This window comes from Bifidobacterium choloepi, assembly GCF_010667615.1.
GTDB classification, from domain to species: Bacteria; Actinomycetota; Actinomycetes; order Actinomycetales; family Bifidobacteriaceae; genus Bifidobacterium; species Bifidobacterium choloepi.
The window spans coordinates 282937-304916 of sequence record NZ_VYSG01000001.1 but is presented as its reverse complement, the minus strand read 5'-3'; the positions used below and the strand labels follow the sequence as shown (position 1 = coordinate 304916).

Sequence of the window (21980 nt, the reverse complement as noted above, 5' to 3'; positions counted from 1 at the left end):
CAACATTTCGATTTTGGAGAAATCGTTCAGAAGCTTGAATTTCCAACGATTCCCGAATAAGTTCAACGAATTTCCTTTTTCACAAATCCCTAGACGAAAGCGACAGAAACGGTAAAAAAACTAACATTTCTGCACATACGGTTTCAAAAAGGTCCCAAAAGTCATCGTCGTCCCGTACTATAAACACCGATTGGGAGCGAGCCGACGGCTTTTGCACAGAACGGGCCACGGCAAAGCAACCGACTGGTAAACACACATATTGCACTTCCCAAGCGAAGTGCAAGGAGTACAGGAGTATACATGACAAGTCCTGTTATTGGCACCCCCTGGAAGAAGCTCAACCGCGCTGTTTCCGAGGAAGCTATCGAAGGAATGGACAAGTACTGGCGTGCGTCCAACTACATGTCCATTGGCCAGATCTACCTGCGTAGCAACCCGCTGATGAAGGAGCCCTTCACTCGCGACGACGTGAAGCACCGCCTTGTCGGTCACTGGGGCACCACCCCGGGCCTGAACTTCCTTCTTGCCCACATCAACCGCCTGATCGCGGACCACCAGCAGAACACCGTCTTCATCATGGGCCCGGGCCACGGCGGCCCGGCCGGTACCGCCCAGTCCTACCTCGACGGCACCTACACCGAGTACTACCCGAACATCACGAAGGACGAGGCTGGCCTGCAGAAGTTCTTCCGCCAGTTCTCCTACCCGGGCGGCATCCCGTCCCACTTCGCTCCGGAGACCCCGGGCTCGATCCACGAGGGTGGCGAGCTGGGCTATGCGCTGTCGCACGCCTACGGCGCCGTCATGAACAACCCGAGCCTGTTCGTCCCGTGCATCGTCGGCGACGGCGAAGCCGAGACCGGCCCGCTGGCCACCGGCTGGCAGTCCAACAAGCTCGTCAACCCGCGCACCGACGGCATCGTCCTGCCGATCCTGCACCTCAACGGCTACAAGATCGCCAACCCGACGATCCTCGCCCGCATCTCCGACGAGGAGCTGCACGACTTCTTCCGCGGCCTGGGCTACCACCCGTACGAGTTCGTCGCCGGCTTCGACGACGAGGATCACATGTCGATCCACCGTCGCTTCGCCGACCTGTTCGAGACGATCTTCGACGAGATCTGCGACATCAAGGCCGCCGCGAACACCGACGACACCACGCGTCCGTTCTACCCGATGCTGATCTTCCGCACCCCGAAGGGCTGGACCTGCCCGAAGTTCATCGACGGCAAGAAGACCGAGGGCTCCTGGCGTGCCCACCAGGTCCCGCTGGCCTCCGCCCGCGACACCGTCGAGCACTTCAACATCCTGAAGAACTGGATGGCTTCCTACAAGCCGGAAGAGCTCTTCAACGCCGACGGCTCCGTCAAGGAAGACGTCACCGCGTTCATGCCGAAGGGCGAGCTGCGCATCGGCGCCAACCCGAACGCCAACGGCGGCGTCATCCGCCAGGAGCTCGACCTGCCGAACCTCGACGACTACGAGGTCAAGGAAGTCAAGGAGTTCGGCCACGGCTGGGGCCAGCTCGAGGCCACCCGTCGCCTCGGTGTCTACACCCGCGACATCATCAAGAACAACCCGGATTCGTTCCGCATCTTCGGACCGGACGAGACCGCGTCGAACCGTCTGCAGGCTTCCTACGAGGTCACCAACAAGCAGTGGGACAACGGCTACCTGTCCCGCGACCTCGTCGACGAGCACATGGCCGTCACCGGCCAGGTCACCGAGCAGCTCTCCGAGCACCAGTGCGAGGGCTTCCTCGAGGCCTACCTGCTCACCGGCCGTCACGGCATCTGGAGCTCCTACGAGTCCTTCGTCCACGTCATCGACTCGATGCTGAACCAGCACGCCAAGTGGCTCGAGGCCACCGTCCGCGAGATCCCGTGGCGCAAGCCGATCTCGTCGATGAACCTGCTGGTCACCTCGCACGTCTGGCGTCAGGACCACAACGGCTTCTCGCACCAGGATCCGGGTGTCACCTCCGTCCTGCTGAACAAGACGTTCAACAACGACCACGTCGTGAACATCTACTTCGGCGCCGACTCCAACCTGCTGCTCGCCATCGCCGAGAAGTGCTACAAGTCGACGAACGCGATCAACGCGATCATCGCCGGCAAGCAGCCGGCCGCCACGTGGGTCACGCTGGACGAGGCCCGCGAAGAGGTCGCCAAGGGCGCCATCGAGTGGAAGTGGGCTTCCAACGTCGACAAGAACGAGGACGTCGATATCGTCCTCGCCGCCGCCGGCGATGTCCCGACGCAGGAGATCATGGCCGCTTCCGACAAGCTGAACCAGCTTGGCGTGAAGTTCAAGGTCGTCAACGTGGCCGATCTGCTCAAGCTGCAGTCCGCCAAGGAGAACGACGAGGCCCTGTCCGACGAGGAGTTCGCCGAGCTCTTCACCGAGGACAAGCCGGTCCTGTTCGCGTACCACTCCTACGCCCATGACGTTCGCGGCCTGATCTACGATCGCCCGAACCACGACAACTTCAACGTTGTCGGCTACAAGGAGCAGGGCTCCACGACCACGCCGTACGACATGGTCCGCGTCAACGACATCGATCGCTACGAGCTGACCGCCACGGCCCTCCGCACGATCGACGCCGACAAGTACGCTGACGAGATCAAGAAGCTGGAAGACTTCCGCGTCGAGGCCTACAACTTCGCGGTCGACAACGGCTACGACATCCCGGACTACACCGACTGGGTGTACCCGGGCGTCAAGACCGACAAGCCGGGCGCCGTCACCGCCACCGCCGCCACCGCTGGCGACAACGAGTGATGATCGCCTGACCTTCCGGTAGGCGCGGCCAGTCCGCACCTGCCGGGGTCTGCACGGACGTGCGGGTGGGCCCCGCCGGAAAAATCCGGCGGGGCCCACCCGCATGTTCATATTCATGCTCGCATTCATGCGACTCTTCAGGGGACATCGGGCTGCGACATGCCGAACTGGCCGATGAGGTGGGGGAGCAGGTGAACGCCGCCGACAAGGCGGTGATAGGCGGCGACGAGGCCGTCGAAGACCGGCAGCGGGTCGGCGATCGCGCCGGACAAGCGGTGCAGCTGCGCGGCCTCTTGGCGCACGACGCCGCGCAGCACGGGAAAATAGCCTTCTTCGGGACCGACGGTCAGCGAGAATGACACCTGCGCCGTGTCGTCGCCCGCGTCCCTGGCCGTGCGCGCGGCCGCTACAAGCTGCGACTGGTAGTCGATGCCGCGGTAGACGAGTGTCCACTGCCGCCCGTAGATCCGCTGGAGATCGGCCGTCCGGTCGGTGTCGGCCAGGCCCCAGTAGGACAGGACCCGGGCGTCCCAGTCGACATCGACGCCGTTCGACGGAAAGTAGGCGTCGCGGTCGGCGTAGCCGCCCGGCACGGCGGCCGAGTACCGGGCGGTGCCGCGCAGCACCTCGTGCTCGAAATCCCCGACGGCGAATTGCGTATGCTCGCCGAGGAACGAGAGCGGCGACAACGTGGAACAGGGCCTGGCGTCGAGGCGGATGGCGGGACACTGCGGCGCCGCGAGATGGCAGCCCGTCGTCGGGGCCACGTCGGCGGGATCGAGTCCGTCGACCGCGGCGAGCAGCGCGCGGCGGTGCTCGAGCGTCTCGACGGACGACGAGAACGGCGTCGGGAACGCATAGAGCTGGCCGTCCCTGCGCACCGTCAGCAATCCGCGGCGTGCCCGGTGCCGCAACGGCGGCGGCGCGGTGGCGGTGTCCATGCAGGACGTGACCTGCGAGAGCGCCGCAGACCACGGCGGCGTGCCGTCGGATGGCGTGCGGAACGGGTATTCGGTCAGCGGGACGACCGACGGATTGGCGGCGGACCGCACGAGCATCGGCATGACGAGGTCCCGGTTGTCGCCGGAAACGCCGGCGAAGGACAGGCCGGCCACGCGCGCGGACAGGTAGCCGGCGTAGAGGTCGGGCTGATGCCGGCGCAGGTAGTCGGCGAAGCCGGCCGGACCGCCGCGCGACCATTCGACATGCCATCCGGCCCAGGCGATGAACAGCAGTTCCATGGCAACGGCGACGGCGTTGTAGTCGTGCCGCAGGCACCGGTCGCCGAACGCCAGCACGGTCAGGTGGTCGTAGTCGACGAGCAGTCCGGAACGCGTGATCGACGGGTCGAGCGCCGTGCGCAGCGATCCGGTGGCGTTGGCCGTGCCGGCGACGACGTCGTCGACCGGCGTCGACGGGGCGACGGGCGCTGCCGCCGGCGGCCCGGGAAGCCGGCGACGCGGCCGGACGGGGTGGCCGTAGCGTTCGGCGACGAAGTCCATCAGTCCGGACGGTCCGAGATAGCCGAGCAGGGCGACGGCGCCGTCGAGCGCCGGATCGTTGACGACGCTGGCGCGGTGCATGCGGATGACGACGATGGCGAGCGACATGGCAATCCTTCCCGCGGTCCGGCCGGTTCCGGCGTCGTTGCCGGCGACCATTGCTACGGACCGCCCTGATCGGAAGGTTATGGATGCCATCGCGGCGTTCCGGTGCGGTTTCCCCGGTGGGAAACGGCGCCGTGCCGTGACGTCGCGGATTATCGTCCGCGAAAAACGGTCGATTTGGCGGCCCGGCGTCGGCACCTGTCCGGCGCTTGCGTACTGGGCTGCCGGGGTGCCGACAGCGGTTCCCGTCCGGAACATCGTCGTCACCGACCGGCCTCGCTGGCCGAAATGGTGAGTCGCCGCCGCGCTGTCATGTTTCGCTTCGTCGTCGGCGAAACCGGAAACGGAACCAAATCGTGCCGGCTCCGATGGCGTATCTTCGTGACCGGAAAGCCGGCAAAGACGGCGGCAAGCGTCGGGATATCCCGGGAGAAATCGTGAAAAAACAGTGAACGGGCCGCCGCCGGCCGTTCTTTCCGGGGCGAAGCACGGGATTGCTCTGGCATAATCGGGGCCATGGCAAGTTTCCTGGCCCGCTGGGCAATCATGACATTCGCCGCCGCCGTCATGGTGGCGCTGCTGCCGGGCATGACGGCCGTCGGCCACCCGGCCATCCTCGGCGTCGCGATCTGGGCACTGTTCATGGCGCTACTCAACGCGTCGCTCAAGCCCGTCGTCCAGCTGCTCGCGATGCCGTTCTCGATCCTGACGTTCGGCCTGTTCGCGCTCGTCATCAACTGGCTGTTCATGGAGCTGGCCAGCTGGCTCGCGTTCACGATCTTCGGCATGGGCGTCGTCATCGGCGGCTTCTGGTGGTCGGTGATCGGCTCGCTGATCCTGACGATCGTCTCCGGCCTCGTCAACACCGTCGTGCGCGCCTGACGTCCGCGCCGGCCGCGCCGCCGGTTTTTCTCTCGGCCCACCGGTCGCCGAATGGGTAGGGTGAGGCTGCAGGGGACAGGCACCATTGGAAGGCGGGCGAGCGCGCAGATGAGTCGTGAACACAACAGGCGGCGGGACGCCGGGGAGCCGCGCGACGGAAACCGCGAATCGCTGCACGGCACGGTCCGGCGCGACGAACTCGGCTATTTCCGGCCACGCACGTGGTTTTTCTGGCGCACGCTGATCATCTGCCTGTGCTATTTCAGCATCGTCGGCCACTGGTGCGAGCTGCCGTACTGCACGATGATGAACCATTTCTTCGGCATCGTCGCCGACGACTATGCCGTCTGGCACGACCCGTGGTATTTCCCGTACTGGGTGTACGGCATCGGCGCCGTCGTCATGACGCTTGTCATCGAGCCGCTCAAGGAATGGATCGTCCGGCGCCGCAAGACGAACTGGGGCGCGCTGCTGGAAACGTTCGTCATCGCGTTCCTGCTCGCCGCCGTGCTGGAAACCGGCATCGGCCTGATCATCAACCAGCCCGACCAGTACGGCATCTATCCGTACTGGGACAACTCGGTGCTGCCGGGCAACATCCTGGGCCAGGGATGGATTGTCAACGACTTCTTCATCGGCCTGCTCGCCGTCGCCTACGTCTGGCTGTTCTATCCGGTCATCTGCCGCATCTTCATGCACATGAAGCCGGTCACCGCGAACGTCGTCTTCGCCGTCCTGATGGTCCTGTTCGCCGTCGCCTGCATCTTCTCCTACGTCCCCGGCCTGGCGCCCGTCGCGTAGCCACCCGCCCATTACCGGCCCGGAAGCCATGGCGAATCACATGAACAACATCGACAAGACCAGCCAGCGCGCACTGCGTCGCCGCCCACGGCGCCGTCTGCCTCGTGCGCGGCGACCTCGACTGACATTCCGGCATCGTTGTTCCGACATCCACGGAAGAAATGCCGGAGGAGGCGCCCGTTATTCTTTCGGCTCACCACGGGCCGGAGCATCGTTCCTACAATGAGTGGACGATTCTCCCGCCCGTTGCGCTGGCGGGAGCGTTTCCGCGACGAAAGGATTTTTTCATGACGCGAGCACTGATTGTCGTCACTTCCACCGCTGCCTTCGACACGATCGACCGGGCGACCGGCGTGTGGCTGTCCGAAGCCGTTCATTTCCACGATGCAATGCAGCTCAACGGCGTCGCCGTCGACTACGTGAGCCCGAGGGGCGGCTACGTGCCGGTCGATCCGGGCAGCCTCGCCGCCGACGCGATGGACGACGCCTGCTGGCGGCACTACCGCGACGCCGGCTTCCGCGAACGCTACCTGGCCGACTCGTTCGCCCCGTCCGAAATCGATCCGGACGACTACGACGTCATCTACTACGCCGGCGGCCACGGCGTGATGTGGGACCTGCCGCACGACGAGGAGATCGCCGCCGTCGCCGAGTCCATCCACCAGCGCGGCGGCGTCGTCGCCGGCGTCTGCCACGGCGTCGTCGGGCTGCTCGCGATGAGGAAGCCGGACGGTTCGCCGTTCGTCGAGGGCCTCGACGTTGCCGGCTTCAGCGACCGCGAGGAGGAACTCAACGGCCTGACCAAGGCCGTGCCGTTCCTCGCCGAGGATGCCCTCAGGCAGGCCGGCGCGAACTATTCCGAAGGCGACCCGTACACCGACCATGTCGTCGTCGACGCCGACGCGCGCCTGGTGACCGGCCAGAACCCGCAGTCCGCCGCCCACGTCGCCCGCGAGGTCCTCAAGCTGCTGTAGCAGGCGGTCTCGGCTCCCGAGAATGTCGACGGAGGCGGCGCCCGGCGGCGCTAGTGTGGGAAATCGAGCGACCGGAACGAACGAAGTTCCGCAGCGGAGGACCCGCCTGTCCGTTGCCGTCGCCGCTTTCGAGAGGGGAGAACACCCATGGTTGCGCTGGTCATTGCCGTCATTGTCGTCCTGCTGGTCGTGTGGCTGCTGGCGTCGTCGATTTTCGTCGTCCAGCAGCAGACCGTCGCCATCATCGAGCGATTCGGCCGGTTCAGGCGCATCGTGCCCGCCGGCATCCACATGAAGGTGCCCGTCATGGACGTCATCCGCCAGCATGTCGACCTGCGCACGCTACAGGACATGTTCGAGATGTCCGCGAAGACGAAGGACAACGTGACGATCAAGATGACGGTCGCCGTGCAGTTCCGTGTCTCCACCGAAGACGGCGACGCCGGCATCTACCGCAGCTTCTACGCGTTGCAGAATCCGTTCGAGCAGATGAAGAGCTACATCGTCGACGCGCTGCGGTCCACGATTCCGCAGTTCGACCTCGACTCCGTCTTCGACGAGAAGGACGCGATCGCCGAGAGCGTGCGCCGCAAGGTCGCCGACCACATGATCCAGTATGGCTACGTCGTCGTCGGCACGCTCATCCAGTCGATCGGCCTGCCCACCGACGTCGAGAACGCGATGAACGCGATCAACGCCGCCGAACGCGAGAAGGTCGCCACGAAGTCCCGGGCCGACGCCGAGAAGATCCGCGTCGTCACCGAGGCGACGGCGAAGGCGGACGCGATGAAGGAAGCCGGCCGCGGCATCGCCGAGCAGCGCAAGGCGATCGCCGAGGGCATCAAGGACTCGCTGGCGACCATCCAGGAAGCCGGCGTCACGCCGCGGGAAGCCAACGAACTGTTCGCCTTCACGCAGTGGACCGACATGATGGGGGAGTTCGCCTCGCACGGCAAGTCGTCGACGGTCGTGCTGCCGAGCGACTTCCGCGAGACGAGCTCGATGTTCGACCAGATGCTCGCCGCCGCCTCCTCGTCGCCGAAGAAGCAGTAGGCGCCCAACTCGTTTCTCCCGCGCCCGCTCCTCTCGCTGTCGGCTCAGCGCGGACGCTTCCGCCTATAGTCGGGGCTGAACGGGCAGACAGGGAGGAATCGTGCTCAACGACAGCGACGAACAGGCGGACAGCGGGCTGGAAGGCCAGATCGACGCGGGACTGGACACGATCGTCGGCAAGCGGCTGAAGAAACCGAACGGTCCCGTCAACGGCTACGAATGGCACATGAAACGGCACGCGAAGTACATGGCTGCCGGATTCGCCGTCATCTTCGGCGGCCTGTCGATCGGCGACTTCCTCAAGCTCGTTCCCGAACGGTCCAACGCGGACACGCAGGTCGTCATCGACGCGATCGACAAGCTCGTCGGCAAGCTCACCCGCGACGTCGTCGAGCTGCCCACGGTACAGGCCCATCCAGAATCGTTCATCGTCGAGATGCTGGCGTTGTTCGCCGGCGGCGCGATCCTCTACTTCACCATCCAGGACAACGACGACTACCGCACCGTCTTCAACCACATCACGCGCCGCTACACGCCCGCGCAGGTCAGGGCGGCACGGCGCTCGCAGGCGGCGTGGCTCGCGACCGGCGCCGCGATCATCGCCGGCGTCAACGCGCTGCTCGTGCTGCTCGCGCAGTCGTGGCCGACGGCCGTGACGAGCGGCCTGTCAAGCCTGTCGATCGCCGTCGGACTGGCGATGATTCTCTACAGCTACTACTGGGGCGGACGCGTCAACGTCGGCAAGTACAACTTCCACGCGATGCGGTTCGTCAACATCTACCAGCTGAGCAAGAACGAGGAGGGACGCGACGAGCGGATCAACTACGACCGCATCGCCGAGAAGCAGCTGAGTTACTGGGCCAACGTGCTCGGGCTGCTCGCCATCGTCATCGGCGTCGGGGCCGCGCTCGCACTGTACTGCCTGCCGACGCTGAAGACGCCGTATTTCTGGATTCCGCTGGCCGTCATGCTCGTCGTCGGCCTCGTCGTGCGCTGGATCGTCGACGACTACGCGATCAGGAAATTCGAGGGCGCCGACGACGACGTGAAGATCTGACCATGACGGAACGGGAGCCTGCCGTGGGCAGGCTCCCGTTCCGTCATGAATGGAAAAAATGGGAACGATTCGCGGGTGTTCCGGCTCAGTGACGGAAGACCAGCGTGCCGTCGTCGCGAATCTCGTCGATGATGGCGAGCGAGTCGACGTCGTAGCCCTCGTCGCGCAGCGCGTCGCCGCCACCCTGGAAGCCCTTCTCGATCGCGATGCCGATGCCCTCGACATGGGCGTGCGCTTCCTCGCACAGCTCGAGCAGGCCCTGCATCGCCTTGCCGTTGGCCATGAAGTCGTCGATGATCAGCACGTGGTCGGAGGGCCCGAGGAACCGCTTCGACAGGATGATCGGATAGGCCTGCTGCTTTGTGTACGAATACACCGACGTGCAGTACTGGTCGCCGTCGAGGTTGATCGACTGCGCCTTCTTCGCGAACACGACCGGCACGTCGTCGAAATGGCGCGCGGCCACGCACGCGATGCCGATGCCCGACGCCTCGATCGTCAGGATCTTGTTGACCGGACGGCCGGCGAAGTGGGCAGCCCATTCGGCGCCCATGTGGTCGAACAACGTCACGTCGCACTGGTGGTTGAGGAACGAGTCGACCTTGACGACCTCGCCCGGTCGCACGGTTCCTTCGGCAACGATCCTGTCCTCGAGTTCCTGCATGTTCTCTCCTCACGTATAGCCGAGAAGCTTACTCGCCCGACGGACATGCGGCGCACCCGGCGCCGGGGAAGCCCTCCGGCCCGGTCGCGCCGCCGGGTTCCGAACCGTACACTATGCTGGGAACGATTCGACGTTCGTCCACCACAGGAAAGGGCACGATGCAGCAGGATCCCGAAGTCATCCAGAGGTCGCCGGAAGAGCTGACGGGCGACCTGAACCAGCCGCAGGCCGAGGCCGTCCGCTACGCCGGTCCGGCGCTGCTGATCGGCGCCGGCGCCGGCTCCGGCAAGACGCGCGTGCTGACGCGCCGCATCGCGTGGATTCTCTCCCAGGTCGGCGCGTGGCCCAGCCAGATCCTCGCGATCACGTTCACGAACAAGGCCGCCGCCGAGATGAAGGAACGACTCGCCGCGCTGATCGGGCCGGTCGCCGACCGCATGTGGGTCTCGACGTTCCATTCCGCCTGCGTGCGCATCCTGCGCCGCGACGGCGAGGGCGTGGGCCTGAAGAACGGCTTCTCGATCTACGACACCGCCGACTGCGAACGCCTGATCAAGCTCATCGGCCAGGACCTCAACGTCGACGTCAAGAAGTTCACGCCGCGCAGCATTCTCTCGCGCATTTCCGACTACAAGAACTCGCTGGTCGACTGGAAGACGCAGCTGGCGGCGTTCGCGCCGGACTACAAGCCCGGGCAGCGTGGCTACCGGTTCGGCCGCATCGACAACATCGAGGAACTCTACGCCGTCATGTACGCCGAATACCAGTACCGGCTGGCGATGGCCAACGCCGTCGACTTCGACGACCTGATCTTCAAGACCGTCGAGCTGCTGCGCACGCAGCCCGACGTCGCCGCCTACTACCGGCACAAGTTCCGCTTCATCCTCGTCGACGAGTACCAGGACACGAACCACGCCCAGTACATCCTCATCCGCGAGCTCGCCGGCGTCGACGACCCGGCCGGCCCGTCGGCCGCCGTCACTGTCGTCGGCGACTCCGACCAGTCGATCTACGCGTTCCGCGGCGCCGACATCCGCAACATCCAGGACTTCGAGCAGGACTTCCCGAACGCCAGGACAATCATGCTCGAGCAGAACTACCGTTCGACGCAGACGATCCTCGACGCCGCCAACGCCGTCATCACCCACAACGAGGGCCGCAAGCCGAAGAAGCTGTGGACGGCGCTCGGCAAGGGCGAGAAGATCACCGGCTACGCCGCCGACAACGCCGCGCTCGAGGCGCACTGGATCGCCGGCGAGATCACGCGCCTGCACGCCGAGGAAGGCGTCAGGTATTCGGACATCGCGATCATGTACCGCGCGAACGCGCAGTCGCGCTCGCTGGAGGAAGGCCTGATCAAGGCAGGCGTGCCCTACCAGCTTGTCGGCGGCACGCGCTTCTACGAGCGGCGCGAGGTCAAGGACGCGATAGCCTACCTGCAGGCGATCGTCAACCCGGCCGACAACGTCAACATGCGCCGCATCCTCAACGTGCCGAAGCGGGGACTGGGCGCCCGCGCCGAGTCGATGGTCGCGATGGCGGCCGAAAGCCACAACACGACGTTCTGGGACGCGCTCGACCACCTCGAGCAGATCGAGGGCATGACGGCGCGCACGGCCAACCCGCTGTCGAGGTTCCGCGACCTGATGAACTCGCTGCGCCAGTTCGCCGCCGCGAACGATGCGCATCCGTCGAGGATTGTTGCCCAGGTGCTCCACGAGAGCGGGCTGCTCGAGGAGCTGCAGAAGTCCGACGACCCGCAGGACGCCTCGCGCGTGGAGAACCTCTCGCAGCTGCAGTCCGTCGCCGCCGAATACGAGCAGCACAACCCCGACGGCACGCTGTCCGGCTTCCTCGAGACGACGGCGCTCGTCGCCGACTCCGACCAGCTGCCCGGCGCCGACGAGGATTCCGGCAAGGTCACGCTGATGACGCTGCACACGGCCAAGGGCCTCGAATACCCGGTCGTCTTCCTGACCGGCATGGAGCAGGGCACGTTCCCGCATTCGCGCGCGATGGAGGACGAGAAGGAACTGTCCGAGGAGCGCCGTCTCGCCTACGTCGGCATCACGCGCGCCAAGCGGCACCTGTACGTCACGCGCGCCGCGCTGCGCGCGCAGTGGGGCCAGGCCAACGAGATGCTGCCGAGCCAGTTCCTCGACGAGATTCCCGACGAGCTGATCGACTGGAAGCGCCGCGAGACCGGCATGGAACGCATGCGCTCCGGCTGGCGCGACGACGACGAGTTCGGCGGGTGGGGCGACGATGACGACGAATTCGGCGGCTTCTCGTTCGGCGGCTCGACGTTCGGCTCGGCCGCCCCGCGCACGGCGTCGCACTCCTCGTACGGCGGCTCCTCGTACGGATCCTCCCGTGGTTCGTCGTCATACGGCTCGTCGTACGGATCGTCGCACGATTCGTCCCGCAGGTCGGGGTCCCGCGGCGGCCACGGATCCTACCAGTGGAACCGCCGCTATGGCAGCGACCTGAGCAACGACCGCGGCGGCTACTCGAGCTCGCACAGCCGCGCCGGACAGGCCGGCTCGGGCCATTCAGGCCGCGTGACGACGCGTCGCACGTCGCCGTCGGCGAACGTCAAGCCGGTGTCCGCGACCGGTGCCGACAACCACCTGGACATCGCCGACTTCCACGTCGGCGACCGCATCACGCACGACAAGTTCGGCATGGGCAAGGTCGTCGACACGCAGGACAAGGGACGCAACTCCGTGCTCACCGTCGACTTCGGCTCGAACGGCGTCAAGCGCCTGATGCTGCGCCTCGCCCCGATCGAGAAGCTCTAGGCGGCAGCGGCATGTCCGGGGCAGGCGTGTATACTTGGCGGCTGGTGTCTTCCGGGCTCCGGCCCGGATCCGGACACCGTCTGGAGTCATAGCCCATCAGTGGGTCGGCGGACGGCAACGTCCGTTCGCGCCTCGCGCGCGATGAAGCACTGGGGAGGCCGACTCAGCGTCGGAACGGCTTCCGGCGGATGGATCGTTTCATCCGGCGAACCGACCGGCGACCTTCTTGCGGGAGGTCTCCGGCGGCACGCGGGACAGCGATACGCCGCCGACGGAAGACGTGGACGGTCCGTGCGACCGGCCTGCCATTCCGACGTTCCGTTCAGACAACGACAGAACAACCGAAGGATATATCAATGACGAACGTTCAGCGTTCCCGCCGTCAGGTGCGCCTTTCCCGCGCCCTCGGCATTGCACTGACCCCGAAGGCCCAGCGCATCTTCGAAAAGCGTCCCTACGCCCCGGGCGAGCACGGCCGCACCCGTCGCCGCACCGAGTCCGATTACGCCGTGCGTCTGCGTGAGAAGCAGCGTCTGCGCGCCCAGTACGGCATCTCCGAGAAGCAGCTGCGCGCCGCCTACGAAAAGGGCACGCACACCGCCGGCCAGACCGGCAACGCCATGCTGACCGACCTCGAGACCCGTCTCGACGCCCTGGTCCTGCGCGCCGGCATCGCCCGCACGACCGCCCAGGCCCGCCAGTTCGTGGTTCACCGCCACATCCTCGTCGACGGCAACATCGTGGACCGTCCGTCCTACCGCGTCAAGCCGGGACAGACCATCCAGGTCAAGCCGAAGAGCCAGACGATGGTTCCGTTCCAGATCGCCGCCGAAGGCGTGCACCGCGATGTGCTGCCGCCGGTCCCGGGCTACCTGGACGTCAACCTGCCGTCCCTGAAGGCCACGCTGGTCCGCAAGCCGGAAGCCGAAGAGATTCCGGTCCAGGTCAACATCCAGTACGTGGTCGAATTCTACGCTCGCTGATGCGGGCCACAGCTCTGTAAATCATTACGGATTAGGACATACATACCGGCAAGGGCTCCGGACCGAGAAGGTCCGGGGCCCTTCGTCGTTGTCCGGCCCGCGGCGCATGCGAGGAAGCGTTTTCCCATGCGTTGTCATCCCGGGAACGAATCCCGGGACGGCGGCATGACGGGCAGTGCTACGATGAGGGCCATGATCCTGCACCTGCACCTTGTCCGTCACGGACAGACATTCTTCAACCGCTACAACCGCCTCCAGGGCTGGTCGAACTCGCCGCTGACCGAATCCGGCCTGGCCGACGCCGACCATGCCGGCCACCTGCTCGAGCACGTGCGCTTCGCCGCCGCCTACTGTTCGGACACCACGCGCGCCGAGACGACGGCGCGCCGCATCCTCGACATCAACGGGCAGGCCGGCAACCCGCGTCCGGCCCTCGTCGCCGACATGCACTTCCGCGAGCAGTTCTACGGCTACTACGAAGGACAGGACATGGGCGTGGCCTGGACCGCCGCCGGCGGCCCCCACGGCGCGCCGACCTACAATGCCATCGTCGAGCGCTACGGCCTGGGCGCCACCCGCGACTTCCTCAAGGAAGCCGACCCGTTCCACGACGCCGAGAACGACGAGGAATACTGGCGTCGCGTCGAGGGCGGCTTCCGCCTCATCGCCGCCAATCCGGCGCTGCATGACGGCGACGACGTGCTGCAGATCTCGCACGGCAACACGCTGCTGAGCCTCATGCACCGCTTCGGCGAGTCCAGCCGCGACGAACACGGCCAGCCGTACGACCTGTCCGAACGGCCGGCGAACGGCTCGGTCACCGTCCTCGACTTCGACACGGAGGCCGCGAGCTTCGACGAGGCCGTGACGGTCGCCTCCTACAACCGTCGTTGAGCGCGACGCCCAACGGAGAAAAACTTCCGGTCCGGCTTATTGGCTAGTGTGGGGCGGGTAACATGGTCGCTTAGCAATGCCCGGTGGCAGCGGACCGCCGCCACGGTCGGCCAGGGAGGCCGGCCGGCGCGTCCGGCCACGTTCGAGAAAGAGGTGCAAGATGGGTGTTGGAGAAATCGCCGGCCTGATCGCCGCCATCGCGTTCGCCGTGCTCGCGGGTTTTCTCATCTACCCGCTGATTCGTCTCGGCAAGCTGTTCGACCAGATCGCCGACACCGTCAAGGATGCCGGCGACCATGCCCTGCCGGCCCTCGACGAGGGCGTCACGACGGTGCAGGAAGTCAACAAGACGCTCGCCGACGTCAACAGGATCTCGTCGGCGGCCAGCGCCACCGCCAATAACGTGGGCGCCCTGACCAACCTGTACGGATCGTTCCTCGGCAAGCCGGTCATCAAGATCGCCTCCATCGTCTACGCGGCGAAGACGACGGCCCAGTCGTTCGCCCACCCGAAGGACGCGAAGGAGACGACGACCACCGCGACGGCCACGAAGACCAAGGGGGAGTGAAGTGTTCAAGCGCGTATTCTGGATTGGCCTGGGCGTCATCGCCGGCGTGCTGGCCGTCACGAAGGCCGAGGCCTATCTCAAGGCCAACACGCCCGACAAGGCACGCCAGTTCGTCCTCGGCCCCGACCAGGACAACGTCGCGATGCGCACGCTGCAGGGACTCGTCACCGAATTCCGCGACGCGCAGCGCACCCGCGAAGCCGAGCTCAACGCCAGGTACGGCGCCGAGCTGAAGGGCTGAGCGCCCCTTCCGGCGCGGGAATCGTGCACGATCCCCGCGCGAATCATGCTTTTCCGCGCGACCGGCCGGGTTCATCCGGCCATGCGTCCATTCGACTTTTCACCCGACAGACACAGACCAACAAGGAGCCAACGCACAATGCGCACCGCTGAAATCGCGAAGCGATTTTTGAACTATTTCGAGGAGAACGGGCACCTGGTGGTCCCGTCGGCATCGCTGATCTCCCCGAATCCGACCACGCTGTTCACCATCGCCGGCATGGTCCCGTTCATCCCGTACCTGATGGGCGAGAAGACGCCGCCGAGCCACCGCATGGCCAGCAACCAGAAGTGCGTGCGCACGCTCGACATCGAGGAAGTCGGCAAGACCACGCGTCACGGCACGTTCTTCCAGATGCTCGGCAACTTCTCGTTCGGCGACTACTTCAAGGAAGAGGCCATCCACTACGCCTACGACCTGCTGACCAGGCCGCAGGACCAGGGCGGCTACGGCTTCGACAAGGAGAAGCTGTGGATGACGACGTTCACCGACGACGACGAGGCCCGCGCGATGTGGAAGAACGAGGGCGTCGACCCCGAACACATCCAGATCCTCGGCATGGAGGACAACTTCTGGACGACCGGAGGCCCCGGTCCCGGCGGCCCGTGCTCCGAGATCTACGTCGACCGCGGCCCCGAGTTCGGCAAGGACGGCGGCCCGGTCGTCGACGAGAACCGCTACATCGAGATCTGGGACCTCGTCTTCGAGAACTACTACGTCGACAACGTGCAGTCGAAGACCAACCTGCACATCGTCGGCGAACTGCAGCACAAGAACATCGACACCGGCGCCGGCCTCGAGCGCGTCGCCTACCTGCTGCAGGGCAAGAACAACATCTACGAGACCGACGAGGTCTATCCGGTCATCGAGGCCGCCGAGAAGCTCTCGGGCATCAAGTACGGCGACGATCCGTCCGCCGACGTGCGCTTCCGCGTGGTCGCCGACCACGTCCGCTCCGCGCTGATGATCATGTCCGACGGCGTGCGTCCGTCGAACACCGGCCGCGGCTACGTGCTGCGCCGCCTCATCCGCCGCACCGCCGAGGCCATGCAGAAGCTCGGCGTCAAGGAACCGGTCATCCCGGAGCTGCTGCCGGTCTCCGAGAACGCGATGGAACCGAACTATCCGGAACTCAAGGACACGTTCCACGACGTCTACGAGGCCGCCTGCGGCGAGGAGGACGCGTTCCGCAAGACGCTCGCCAAGGGCATCGAGATCTTCGACATGGCGATGGACAAGGCCAGGGAGGAAGCGAAGGAGGACAACAAGTCCGACGTCGTTTTCCCGGGCGATGCCGCGTTCACGCTGCACGACACCTACGGCTTCCCGATCGAGCTGACGCTCGAGATGGCCCAGGAGCAGGGCGTCAAGGTCGACGAGGCCGAATTCCGCAAGCTCATGAAGGAGCAGAAGGACCGCGGCCGCCAGGACGCGCTCAAGAAGCGCCACAACGTGGACCTGTCCGAATACGACGACTTCAAGAAGACGCTGACGGCCCCGATCGAGTTCGAGGGCTACACCGAGGTCGCCACGCGCTCGCGCGTGCTCGGCATCATGGTCGAGGGCAAGGGCTCCGTGCCGGCCGTCACCGCGCCGGCCAACGTCGAGGTCATCCTCGACCGCACGCCGTTCTACGCCGAGGCCGGCGGCCAGCTCGCCGACCAGGGCGACATCGTCTCCGACGACGGCGCCGTGCTGCAAGTCGACGACGTCCAGAAGCCGATCAAGGACCTCATCGTCCACCAGTGCCGTCTCGAGGAGGGCACGCTCGTCGTCGGCGCCGAAGTGACCGCCGAGATCGACATCGAGCGCCGCGGCGCCATCGCCCGCGCCCACACCGCCACGCACATCGTCCACAAGGCACTGCGCGAGGAACTTGGCCCGCAGGCCACGCAGCGCGGCTCCGAGGACGCCCCGAACCGCCTGCGCTTCGACTTCCAGTGGTCGTCGGCCCCGACGAAGGACCTGATGAGCTCGGTCGAGGCCCGCGTCAACGACCGCCTGCGCGACAACCTGCGCGTCACCACGCAGGAAATGAAGTTCGACGACGCCGTCGCGCTCGGCGCCATGCACCTGTTCGGCGAGAAGTACGGCGACATCGTGCGCGTCGTCACGATCGGCGACGACGGCTGGAGCCGCGAGCTGTGCGGCGGCACGCACGTCGACTACGCCGGCAAGATCGGCAACGTCTCCATCCTGTCCGAGGCGTCGATCGGCTCCGGCGTGCGCCGCGTGGACGCCCTCGTCGGCCAGAACGCCTACGAGCACGGCGCCCGCGAGCACGCGCTCGTCTCCCAGCTGTCCGACATGGTCAACGCCCGTCCGGACGAGCTCGCCGACCGCGTCACCACGCTGCTCGCCAAGCTCAAGGAACAGGACCAGCGCCTCAACGCGATGTACGAGAGCCAGCTGGCCGCCTCGGTGCCGGAACTCGTCAAGGCCGCCCAGTCCTCGAACGCCCCGGTCAAGGTCGCCGCGAAGAACGTCGGCCACTTCGGCTCGTTCGACGCGCTGCGCAAGACGGCGATGGACATCCGCGCCAAGCTCGGCGACGACGTCCCGGCCGTCGTGGCCCTCGCCGGCCTCAACGACGCCGACAAGCCGCAGATCGTCGTGGCCACGAACGCCGCGGCCCGCGCCGAGGGCATCAAGGCCGGCGCGCTCGTCTCGCTCGCCTCGAAGATGCTCGGCGGCGGCGGTGGCGGCAAGCCGGACTTCGCCCAGGGCGGTGGCACCGACGGCGCGAAGATCGACGTGGCCCTCAAGGCCGTCGCCGACGCCGCGCACAAGGCCTGACGTCCGTGCACTGACCGTCCGGAGGTCGTAAGCATTCGGTGGCGGCTGCGGCCGCCACCTTTTTTCATGCCGGCAGTCGTCCCTATACTGGGGACGCCTGCCGGTCGCCGGAGGCACCTGCGCCGGCGACCGGCCAGCACCGACATGACCGGTACCATTTCGCGACACCGCAACACAGGAAAGCGAGGACCCGTCCATGACATGGCTCGGCGTCGACCTCGGCAACGCCCGCGTGGGACTGGCGCTGTCGGACCCGGAAGAGACGATGGCCCATCCGGCCGGCAACATCCAGGCGTACGGCGACTACCTGATGACCGTCGACGACGTGCTCGACGTCATCGAGGACGAACACGTGACGAGGGTCGTCGTCGGGCTGCCGCTCGAACTCGACGGACGCGAGGGGCCCAGCGCGCGCAAGGCGCGGCGCTGGACGAGCGAGCTCATCCACGCCCTCGGCGACGAGGTGCGCGATCCGGCATCGGGGATAAACGTCATGCCGGATGTTACCCTGTTGGATGAGAGATTGACCACCGTGGACTCGCACCGGATGCTGTTCGATGCCAACGTGGACAGCCGCAAGCACCGGGCCATGATCGATCAGCAGTCGGCCGTGGTCATCCTGCAGACCGCGCTGGACAGTGCGCGGCAGAACGAGGAGCAGTGAGTGTCTGACCAGGATTTCCGCGACTATTTCGAGGACAACGCCAGCTGGGTCGACGACCGGGGCGACGAGCACGACCATCCGGCGGAATCGGCCGGCACCGAGCCGCCGCGGCCGCCGCAGTCGCGCCGCGACCGCCGCGAGCGGCGCCGTCGCAAGCGCAACCGCAGGATCGTCGCGATCATCGTGGCCATCGTCGTCGTCGCGCTCGTGTTCGCCGGACTGTTCGTCGGCACGAAGAAGATCGCGAACTGGGCGGCGAGCCGGTCGGCCGAATCGTCCAGCGTCGTCGACGACTACCAGGGCGCCGGCACCGGCGACGTCAAGTTCTCGATCCAGAGCGGCGAGAGCGTCCAGGAAATCGCGCAGGGACTCGTCGACGCCGGCATCGTCAAGTCGGTCGACGCGTTCACGAGCGCCGTCTCCGCGAACAACCTGACGCTGTATCCCGGCACCTACGACATGAAATACCAGATGAAGGCGTCGGCCGCCGCGGCCATCCTGTCCGACCAGGGCAACGCGCAGGGCTTCCTCGAGGTCAAGCCCGGCGAACGCGTCTCCACCGTCATCCAGAACGCCGCCGACGTCTCCGGCATCGCGCTCTCGGACTTCCAGTCCGTCGTCGACGGCGGCGGCAGCGGTATCCTGCCGTCCGAAGCCAACGGCAGCTTCGAGGGCTGGCTCGAGCCGGGCAGCTACGACGTCGCCAACGAGACGAGCGCGTCCGCCATCCTCAAGGAACTCGTCGACGCGCGCGTCAAGAAACTCGACGACCTCGGCGTCGCGACGGCCGACCGCGAGAAGATCCTGATCATGGCGTCGATCGCCGAGGCGGAAGTCAACTCGACCGAATACTACGGCAAGGTCGTGCGCGTCATCCTCAACCGCCTCGCCGACGGCATGACGCTCGGCATGGACACGACGGTCGCCTACGGCCTCGGCATCACGGCCGACCAGCTGACCAACGACCAGCTCGCCGACGCGTCCAACCCGTACAACACACGCGTCAACACCGGCCTGCCGCCGACGCCGATCTCGAACCCCGGCGACTCGGCCATCGAGGCCGCCATCAACCCGCCGGAAGGCAACTGGCTCTACTTCGTCACCGTCAACCTCAAGACCGGCGAGACGAAGTTCACCGACAGCGACGCCGAGTTCCAGGAATACGTCCAGGAATACAAGACGAACAACCCCGACGCCAACTGACGGCACAATTCGTCCTCTTTCCCGTCGATGCCGCGGGCCTCAACGGGAAAGGACGACGGACAGGACAGCCGACAGGACAATGACCGGCACGAACGGCATTCCCGGCGACCTGGCGACCCTGTGCCATGTCGCCAGGCAGGCCAGGCCGAGCAGGCCCATCAGCAGCCACCAGCGGGCGAAGACGACGGCGCCGAACACGCCGACGGCCACGCCGCACATCGCGCTCGCCGTCACGTCGCCGAACCCGAGCGCCCCGGGCCGCGCCAGCGCCAGCATCCACTGCAGCAACCCGGCAGCCACGCCCCAGCAGGCGGGGACCAGCACCGTCGCGAGAATCGTTCCCGTCACGCCGGAAGCGTCGCCTTCCGCCACGCCGATCGCCGTCGTTTCCGTCGTTCCTGCTGGCGTATCCGCCAACGCGACGACAAGCAGCACGATCAGCTGGCAGGCCACGCCCGCGGCGATCCAGCGGCGCGGCACGAGCCGGCGCCGGATGTCGCTGGCGGCGACGGCCAGTCCGCACAGCAAGCTCGGCGCAACCAAAAGATAACGCATACGGGTAGGATAGGCGCTAGTGTGTCGGGCCGCCAGCGCTGTGGACCGGAGCCGCCGGAACGGGCATGTCGATGTGTGCGGACGGCGGACCGGATCCGCCGGGACGGCCCGACGGCGACGAAACGAACCGGCACGACCGAAGGAGAACATGGCGATGTTGCGTTGGCAGACGGCGGGGGAGTCCCACGGCGAGGCACTGGTGGCGATGATCGAGGGCTTGCCCGCCGGCGTGGCCGTCACGTCCGACGACCTCAAGGCGGCGCTGGCGCGCCGCCGCCTCGGCTACGGACGCGGCGCCCGCATGAAGTTCGAGCAGGACCGGGTCCGCATGCTGACCGGCGTGCGGTTCGGCACGACGATCGGCTCGCCGATCGCCATCGAGATCGGCAATACCGAATGGCCCAAGTGGACCGAAGTCATGTCCGCCGACCCGCTCGACCACGAACTGGCCCGCGAGGGACGCAACGCCCCGCTGAGCCGCCCCCGTCCCGGCCACGCCGACCTGACCGGCATGCGCAAGTATGGCTTCGACGACGCCCGTCCGGTCCTCGAACGCTCGTCGGCCCGCGAAACCGCGTCCCGCGTGGCGCTCGGCGAGATCGCCGCGAAGTTCCTCGACCAGGTCCACGGCATCCGCACCGTCTCCCACGTCCTGTCGATCGGCGGCGCCGGCATCGTCGGCGATCAGGTGGTCGACGGTGTCCGCATGTTGCCGGGCGCCGACGACGCCACCGTCGCCGCCCTCGACGCCTCGCCGGTGCGCACGCTCGACAAGGCTGCCGAAGCCACGATGGTCGCCCGCATCGACGAGGCGAAGGCCAGTGCCGACACGCTCGGCGGTGTCGTCGAAGTTGTCGCCTACGGCATGCCTGCCGGCGTCGGCACCTACGTCGAATCCGACCGGCGACTCGACGCCGCGCTCGCCGGCGCGATGATGGGTATCCAGGCGATGAAGGGCGTCGAGATCGGCGACGGCTTCGCCGAGGCGATGCGCCCTGGCTCCGCGGCCCATGACGAGATGGTCGCCGGCGACGATGGCCACATCGAACGCCTGACGAACCGCGCGGGTGGCATCGAGGGCGGCATGTCGAACGGCCAGCCGATCGTCGTGCGCGTGGCGATGAAGCCGATCCCGTCCATTCCGAAGGCGCTGCGCACCGTCGACGTGACGACCGGCGAGGCCGCCACGGCGATCAACCAGCGGTCCGACAGCACGGCCGTGCCGGCCGCCGCCGTCGTTGCCGAGGCGATGGTCCGCCTGACGCTCGCCCAGTACCTGCTCGACAAGTTCGGCGGCGACACCGTCGCCGAGACGAGCCGCAACATCGACGGTTACCTGGCCGCCTGGCCCGAACACATGCGCTGACGGCGGGGGAAACAGACGACACGATGAACACTCACGATTCCTCCGATTCCC

Annotated in this window: 19 protein-coding genes; 15 read left to right on the top strand and 4 right to left on the bottom strand. The window is 66.5% G+C overall.

Annotated features, from left to right (window positions below):
* Nucleotides 1-300 precede the first annotated feature (300 nt).
* Complete coding sequence (locus tag F6S87_RS01290; protein ID WP_163226867.1) at nucleotides 301-2781, top strand: phosphoketolase; 2481 nt, start codon at nucleotides 301-303, stop codon at nucleotides 2779-2781.
* Nucleotides 2782-2918: 137 nt separating this feature from the next.
* Here F6S87_RS01290 and F6S87_RS01285 read toward each other — a convergent pair whose 3' ends face one another.
* Nucleotides 2919-4391: a hypothetical protein gene (locus F6S87_RS01285; protein ID WP_163226866.1), complete on the bottom strand. Its 1473-nt coding sequence runs from the start codon at nucleotides 4389-4391 to the stop codon at nucleotides 2919-2921.
* Between the two features lie 260 nt (nucleotides 4392-4651).
* Nucleotides 4652-4906: a hypothetical protein gene (locus tag F6S87_RS01280; RefSeq protein ID WP_163226865.1), complete on the bottom strand. Its 255-nt coding sequence runs from the start codon at nucleotides 4904-4906 to the stop codon at nucleotides 4652-4654.
* Here F6S87_RS01280 and F6S87_RS01275 point away from each other — a divergent pair.
* The 5 genes from F6S87_RS01275 to F6S87_RS01255 all read left to right on the top strand — a co-directional run bounded on the left by F6S87_RS01275 (nucleotide 4905) and on the right by F6S87_RS01255 (nucleotide 9155).
* Complete coding sequence (locus tag F6S87_RS01275) at nucleotides 4905-5270, top strand: phage holin family protein (protein ID WP_163226864.1); 366 nt, start codon at nucleotides 4905-4907, stop codon at nucleotides 5268-5270. The two genes, F6S87_RS01280 and F6S87_RS01275, sit on opposite strands and share 2 nt — an antisense overlap.
* 108 nt (nucleotides 5271-5378) lie before the next feature.
* The gene (locus tag F6S87_RS01270; protein WP_163226863.1) at nucleotides 5379-6071 is read left to right on the top strand and encodes a putative ABC transporter permease; all 693 of its coding nucleotides are present in this window, start codon (nucleotides 5379-5381) and stop codon (nucleotides 6069-6071) included.
* Nucleotides 6072-6358: 287 nt separating this feature from the next.
* Entirely contained in the window at nucleotides 6359-7045 is a 687-nt protein-coding gene (locus F6S87_RS01265; protein ID WP_163226862.1) for a type 1 glutamine amidotransferase domain-containing protein, read from the top strand.
* A 147-nt stretch (nucleotides 7046-7192) separates the two neighbouring features.
* Nucleotides 7193-8098, top strand: coding sequence for an SPFH domain-containing protein (locus F6S87_RS01260; RefSeq protein ID WP_163226861.1), 906 nt, complete (start codon nucleotides 7193-7195; stop codon nucleotides 8096-8098).
* A gap of 100 nt (nucleotides 8099-8198) precedes the next feature.
* On the top strand, nucleotides 8199-9155 hold the full coding sequence (locus F6S87_RS01255) for a hypothetical protein (protein WP_163226860.1): 957 nt from the start codon (nucleotides 8199-8201) through the stop codon (nucleotides 9153-9155).
* Between the two features lie 85 nt (nucleotides 9156-9240).
* Here the strand turns inward: F6S87_RS01255 and F6S87_RS01250 are convergent, their stop codons facing one another.
* The gene (locus F6S87_RS01250; RefSeq protein WP_163226859.1) at nucleotides 9241-9819 is read right to left on the bottom strand and encodes a xanthine phosphoribosyltransferase; all 579 of its coding nucleotides are present in this window, start codon (nucleotides 9817-9819) and stop codon (nucleotides 9241-9243) included.
* 158 nt (nucleotides 9820-9977) lie between these two features.
* On the opposite strand from F6S87_RS01250, the gene F6S87_RS01245 reads away from it, so the two are divergent.
* The 8 genes from F6S87_RS01245 (at nucleotide 9978) to mltG (ending at nucleotide 20008) form a co-directional block, all read left to right on the top strand.
* Nucleotides 9978-12620 carry an ATP-dependent helicase gene (locus F6S87_RS01245; RefSeq protein WP_163226858.1) on the top strand — a complete coding sequence of 881 codons (2643 nt, stop codon included), beginning with the start codon at nucleotides 9978-9980 and terminating at the stop codon, nucleotides 12618-12620.
* A 356-nt stretch (nucleotides 12621-12976) separates the two neighbouring features.
* Nucleotides 12977-13603, top strand: coding sequence for a 30S ribosomal protein S4 (gene rpsD / locus F6S87_RS01240; RefSeq protein WP_163226857.1), 627 nt, complete (start codon nucleotides 12977-12979; stop codon nucleotides 13601-13603).
* A 192-nt stretch (nucleotides 13604-13795) separates the two neighbouring features.
* A complete protein-coding gene (locus F6S87_RS01235) occupies nucleotides 13796-14497 on the top strand; it encodes a histidine phosphatase family protein (RefSeq protein WP_163227525.1) in 702 nt (233 codons plus the stop codon).
* Nucleotides 14498-14657: 160 nt separating this feature from the next.
* Nucleotides 14658-15065 (top strand): DUF948 domain-containing protein, encoded by a 408-nt coding sequence (locus F6S87_RS01230; RefSeq protein WP_163226856.1) that lies wholly within the window; start codon nucleotides 14658-14660, stop codon nucleotides 15063-15065.
* Between the two features lies 1 nt (nucleotide 15066).
* Complete coding sequence (locus tag F6S87_RS01225) at nucleotides 15067-15306, top strand: hypothetical protein (RefSeq protein WP_163226855.1); 240 nt, start codon at nucleotides 15067-15069, stop codon at nucleotides 15304-15306.
* Nucleotides 15307-15444: 138 nt separating this feature from the next.
* Nucleotides 15445-18141 carry an alanine--tRNA ligase gene (gene alaS / locus F6S87_RS01220; RefSeq protein WP_163226854.1) on the top strand — a complete coding sequence of 899 codons (2697 nt, stop codon included), beginning with the start codon at nucleotides 15445-15447 and terminating at the stop codon, nucleotides 18139-18141.
* Between the two features lie 196 nt (nucleotides 18142-18337).
* Complete coding sequence (gene ruvX / locus F6S87_RS01215; protein WP_163226853.1) at nucleotides 18338-18805, top strand: Holliday junction resolvase RuvX; 468 nt, start codon at nucleotides 18338-18340, stop codon at nucleotides 18803-18805.
* Entirely contained in the window at nucleotides 18806-20008 is a 1203-nt protein-coding gene (gene mltG, locus F6S87_RS01210) for an endolytic transglycosylase MltG (protein WP_163226852.1), read from the top strand.
* Nucleotides 20009-20047: 39 nt separating this feature from the next.
* On the opposite strand, the gene F6S87_RS01205 is transcribed toward mltG, so the two are convergent.
* Nucleotides 20048-20551 (bottom strand): hypothetical protein, encoded by a 504-nt coding sequence (locus tag F6S87_RS01205; RefSeq protein ID WP_163226851.1) that lies wholly within the window; start codon nucleotides 20549-20551, stop codon nucleotides 20048-20050.
* Nucleotides 20552-20717: 166 nt separating this feature from the next.
* On the opposite strand from F6S87_RS01205, the gene aroC reads away from it, so the two are divergent.
* Nucleotides 20718-21929: a chorismate synthase gene (gene aroC / locus F6S87_RS01200; RefSeq protein ID WP_163227524.1), complete on the top strand. Its 1212-nt coding sequence runs from the start codon at nucleotides 20718-20720 to the stop codon at nucleotides 21927-21929.
* Nucleotides 21930-21980: the final 51 nt, after the last annotated feature.

Bases quoted from the DNA above. Each gene is read 5' to 3' on its own strand.
- ruvX (WP_163226853.1), top strand. From the start codon at position 18,338: ATGACATGGCTCGGCGTCGACCTCGGCAACGCCCGCGTGGGACTGGCG.
- F6S87_RS01260 (WP_163226861.1), top strand. From the start codon at position 7,193: ATGGTTGCGCTGGTCATTGCCGTCATTGTCGTCCTGCTGGTCGTGTGG.
- rpsD (WP_163226857.1), top strand. From the start codon at position 12,977: ATGACGAACGTTCAGCGTTCCCGCCGTCAGGTGCGCCTTTCCCGCGCC.
- F6S87_RS01280 (WP_163226865.1), bottom strand. From the start codon at position 4,906: ATGGCCCCGATTATGCCAGAGCAATCCCGTGCTTCGCCCCGGAAAGAA.
- F6S87_RS01285 (WP_163226866.1), bottom strand. From the start codon at position 4,391: ATGTCGCTCGCCATCGTCGTCATCCGCATGCACCGCGCCAGCGTCGTC.
- F6S87_RS01245 (WP_163226858.1), top strand. From the start codon at position 9,978: ATGCAGCAGGATCCCGAAGTCATCCAGAGGTCGCCGGAAGAGCTGACG.
- F6S87_RS01265 (WP_163226862.1), top strand. From the start codon at position 6,359: ATGACGCGAGCACTGATTGTCGTCACTTCCACCGCTGCCTTCGACACG.
- aroC (WP_163227524.1), top strand. From the start codon at position 20,718: ATGTTGCGTTGGCAGACGGCGGGGGAGTCCCACGGCGAGGCACTGGTG.
- F6S87_RS01235 (WP_163227525.1), top strand. From the start codon at position 13,796: ATGATCCTGCACCTGCACCTTGTCCGTCACGGACAGACATTCTTCAAC.
- F6S87_RS01230 (WP_163226856.1), top strand. From the start codon at position 14,658: ATGGGTGTTGGAGAAATCGCCGGCCTGATCGCCGCCATCGCGTTCGCC.
- F6S87_RS01290 (WP_163226867.1), top strand. From the start codon at position 301: ATGACAAGTCCTGTTATTGGCACCCCCTGGAAGAAGCTCAACCGCGCT.
- F6S87_RS01275 (WP_163226864.1), top strand. From the start codon at position 4,905: ATGGCAAGTTTCCTGGCCCGCTGGGCAATCATGACATTCGCCGCCGCC.
- alaS (WP_163226854.1), top strand. From the start codon at position 15,445: ATGCGCACCGCTGAAATCGCGAAGCGATTTTTGAACTATTTCGAGGAG.
- F6S87_RS01250 (WP_163226859.1), bottom strand. From the start codon at position 9,819: ATGCAGGAACTCGAGGACAGGATCGTTGCCGAAGGAACCGTGCGACCG.
- F6S87_RS01270 (WP_163226863.1), top strand. From the start codon at position 5,379: ATGAGTCGTGAACACAACAGGCGGCGGGACGCCGGGGAGCCGCGCGAC.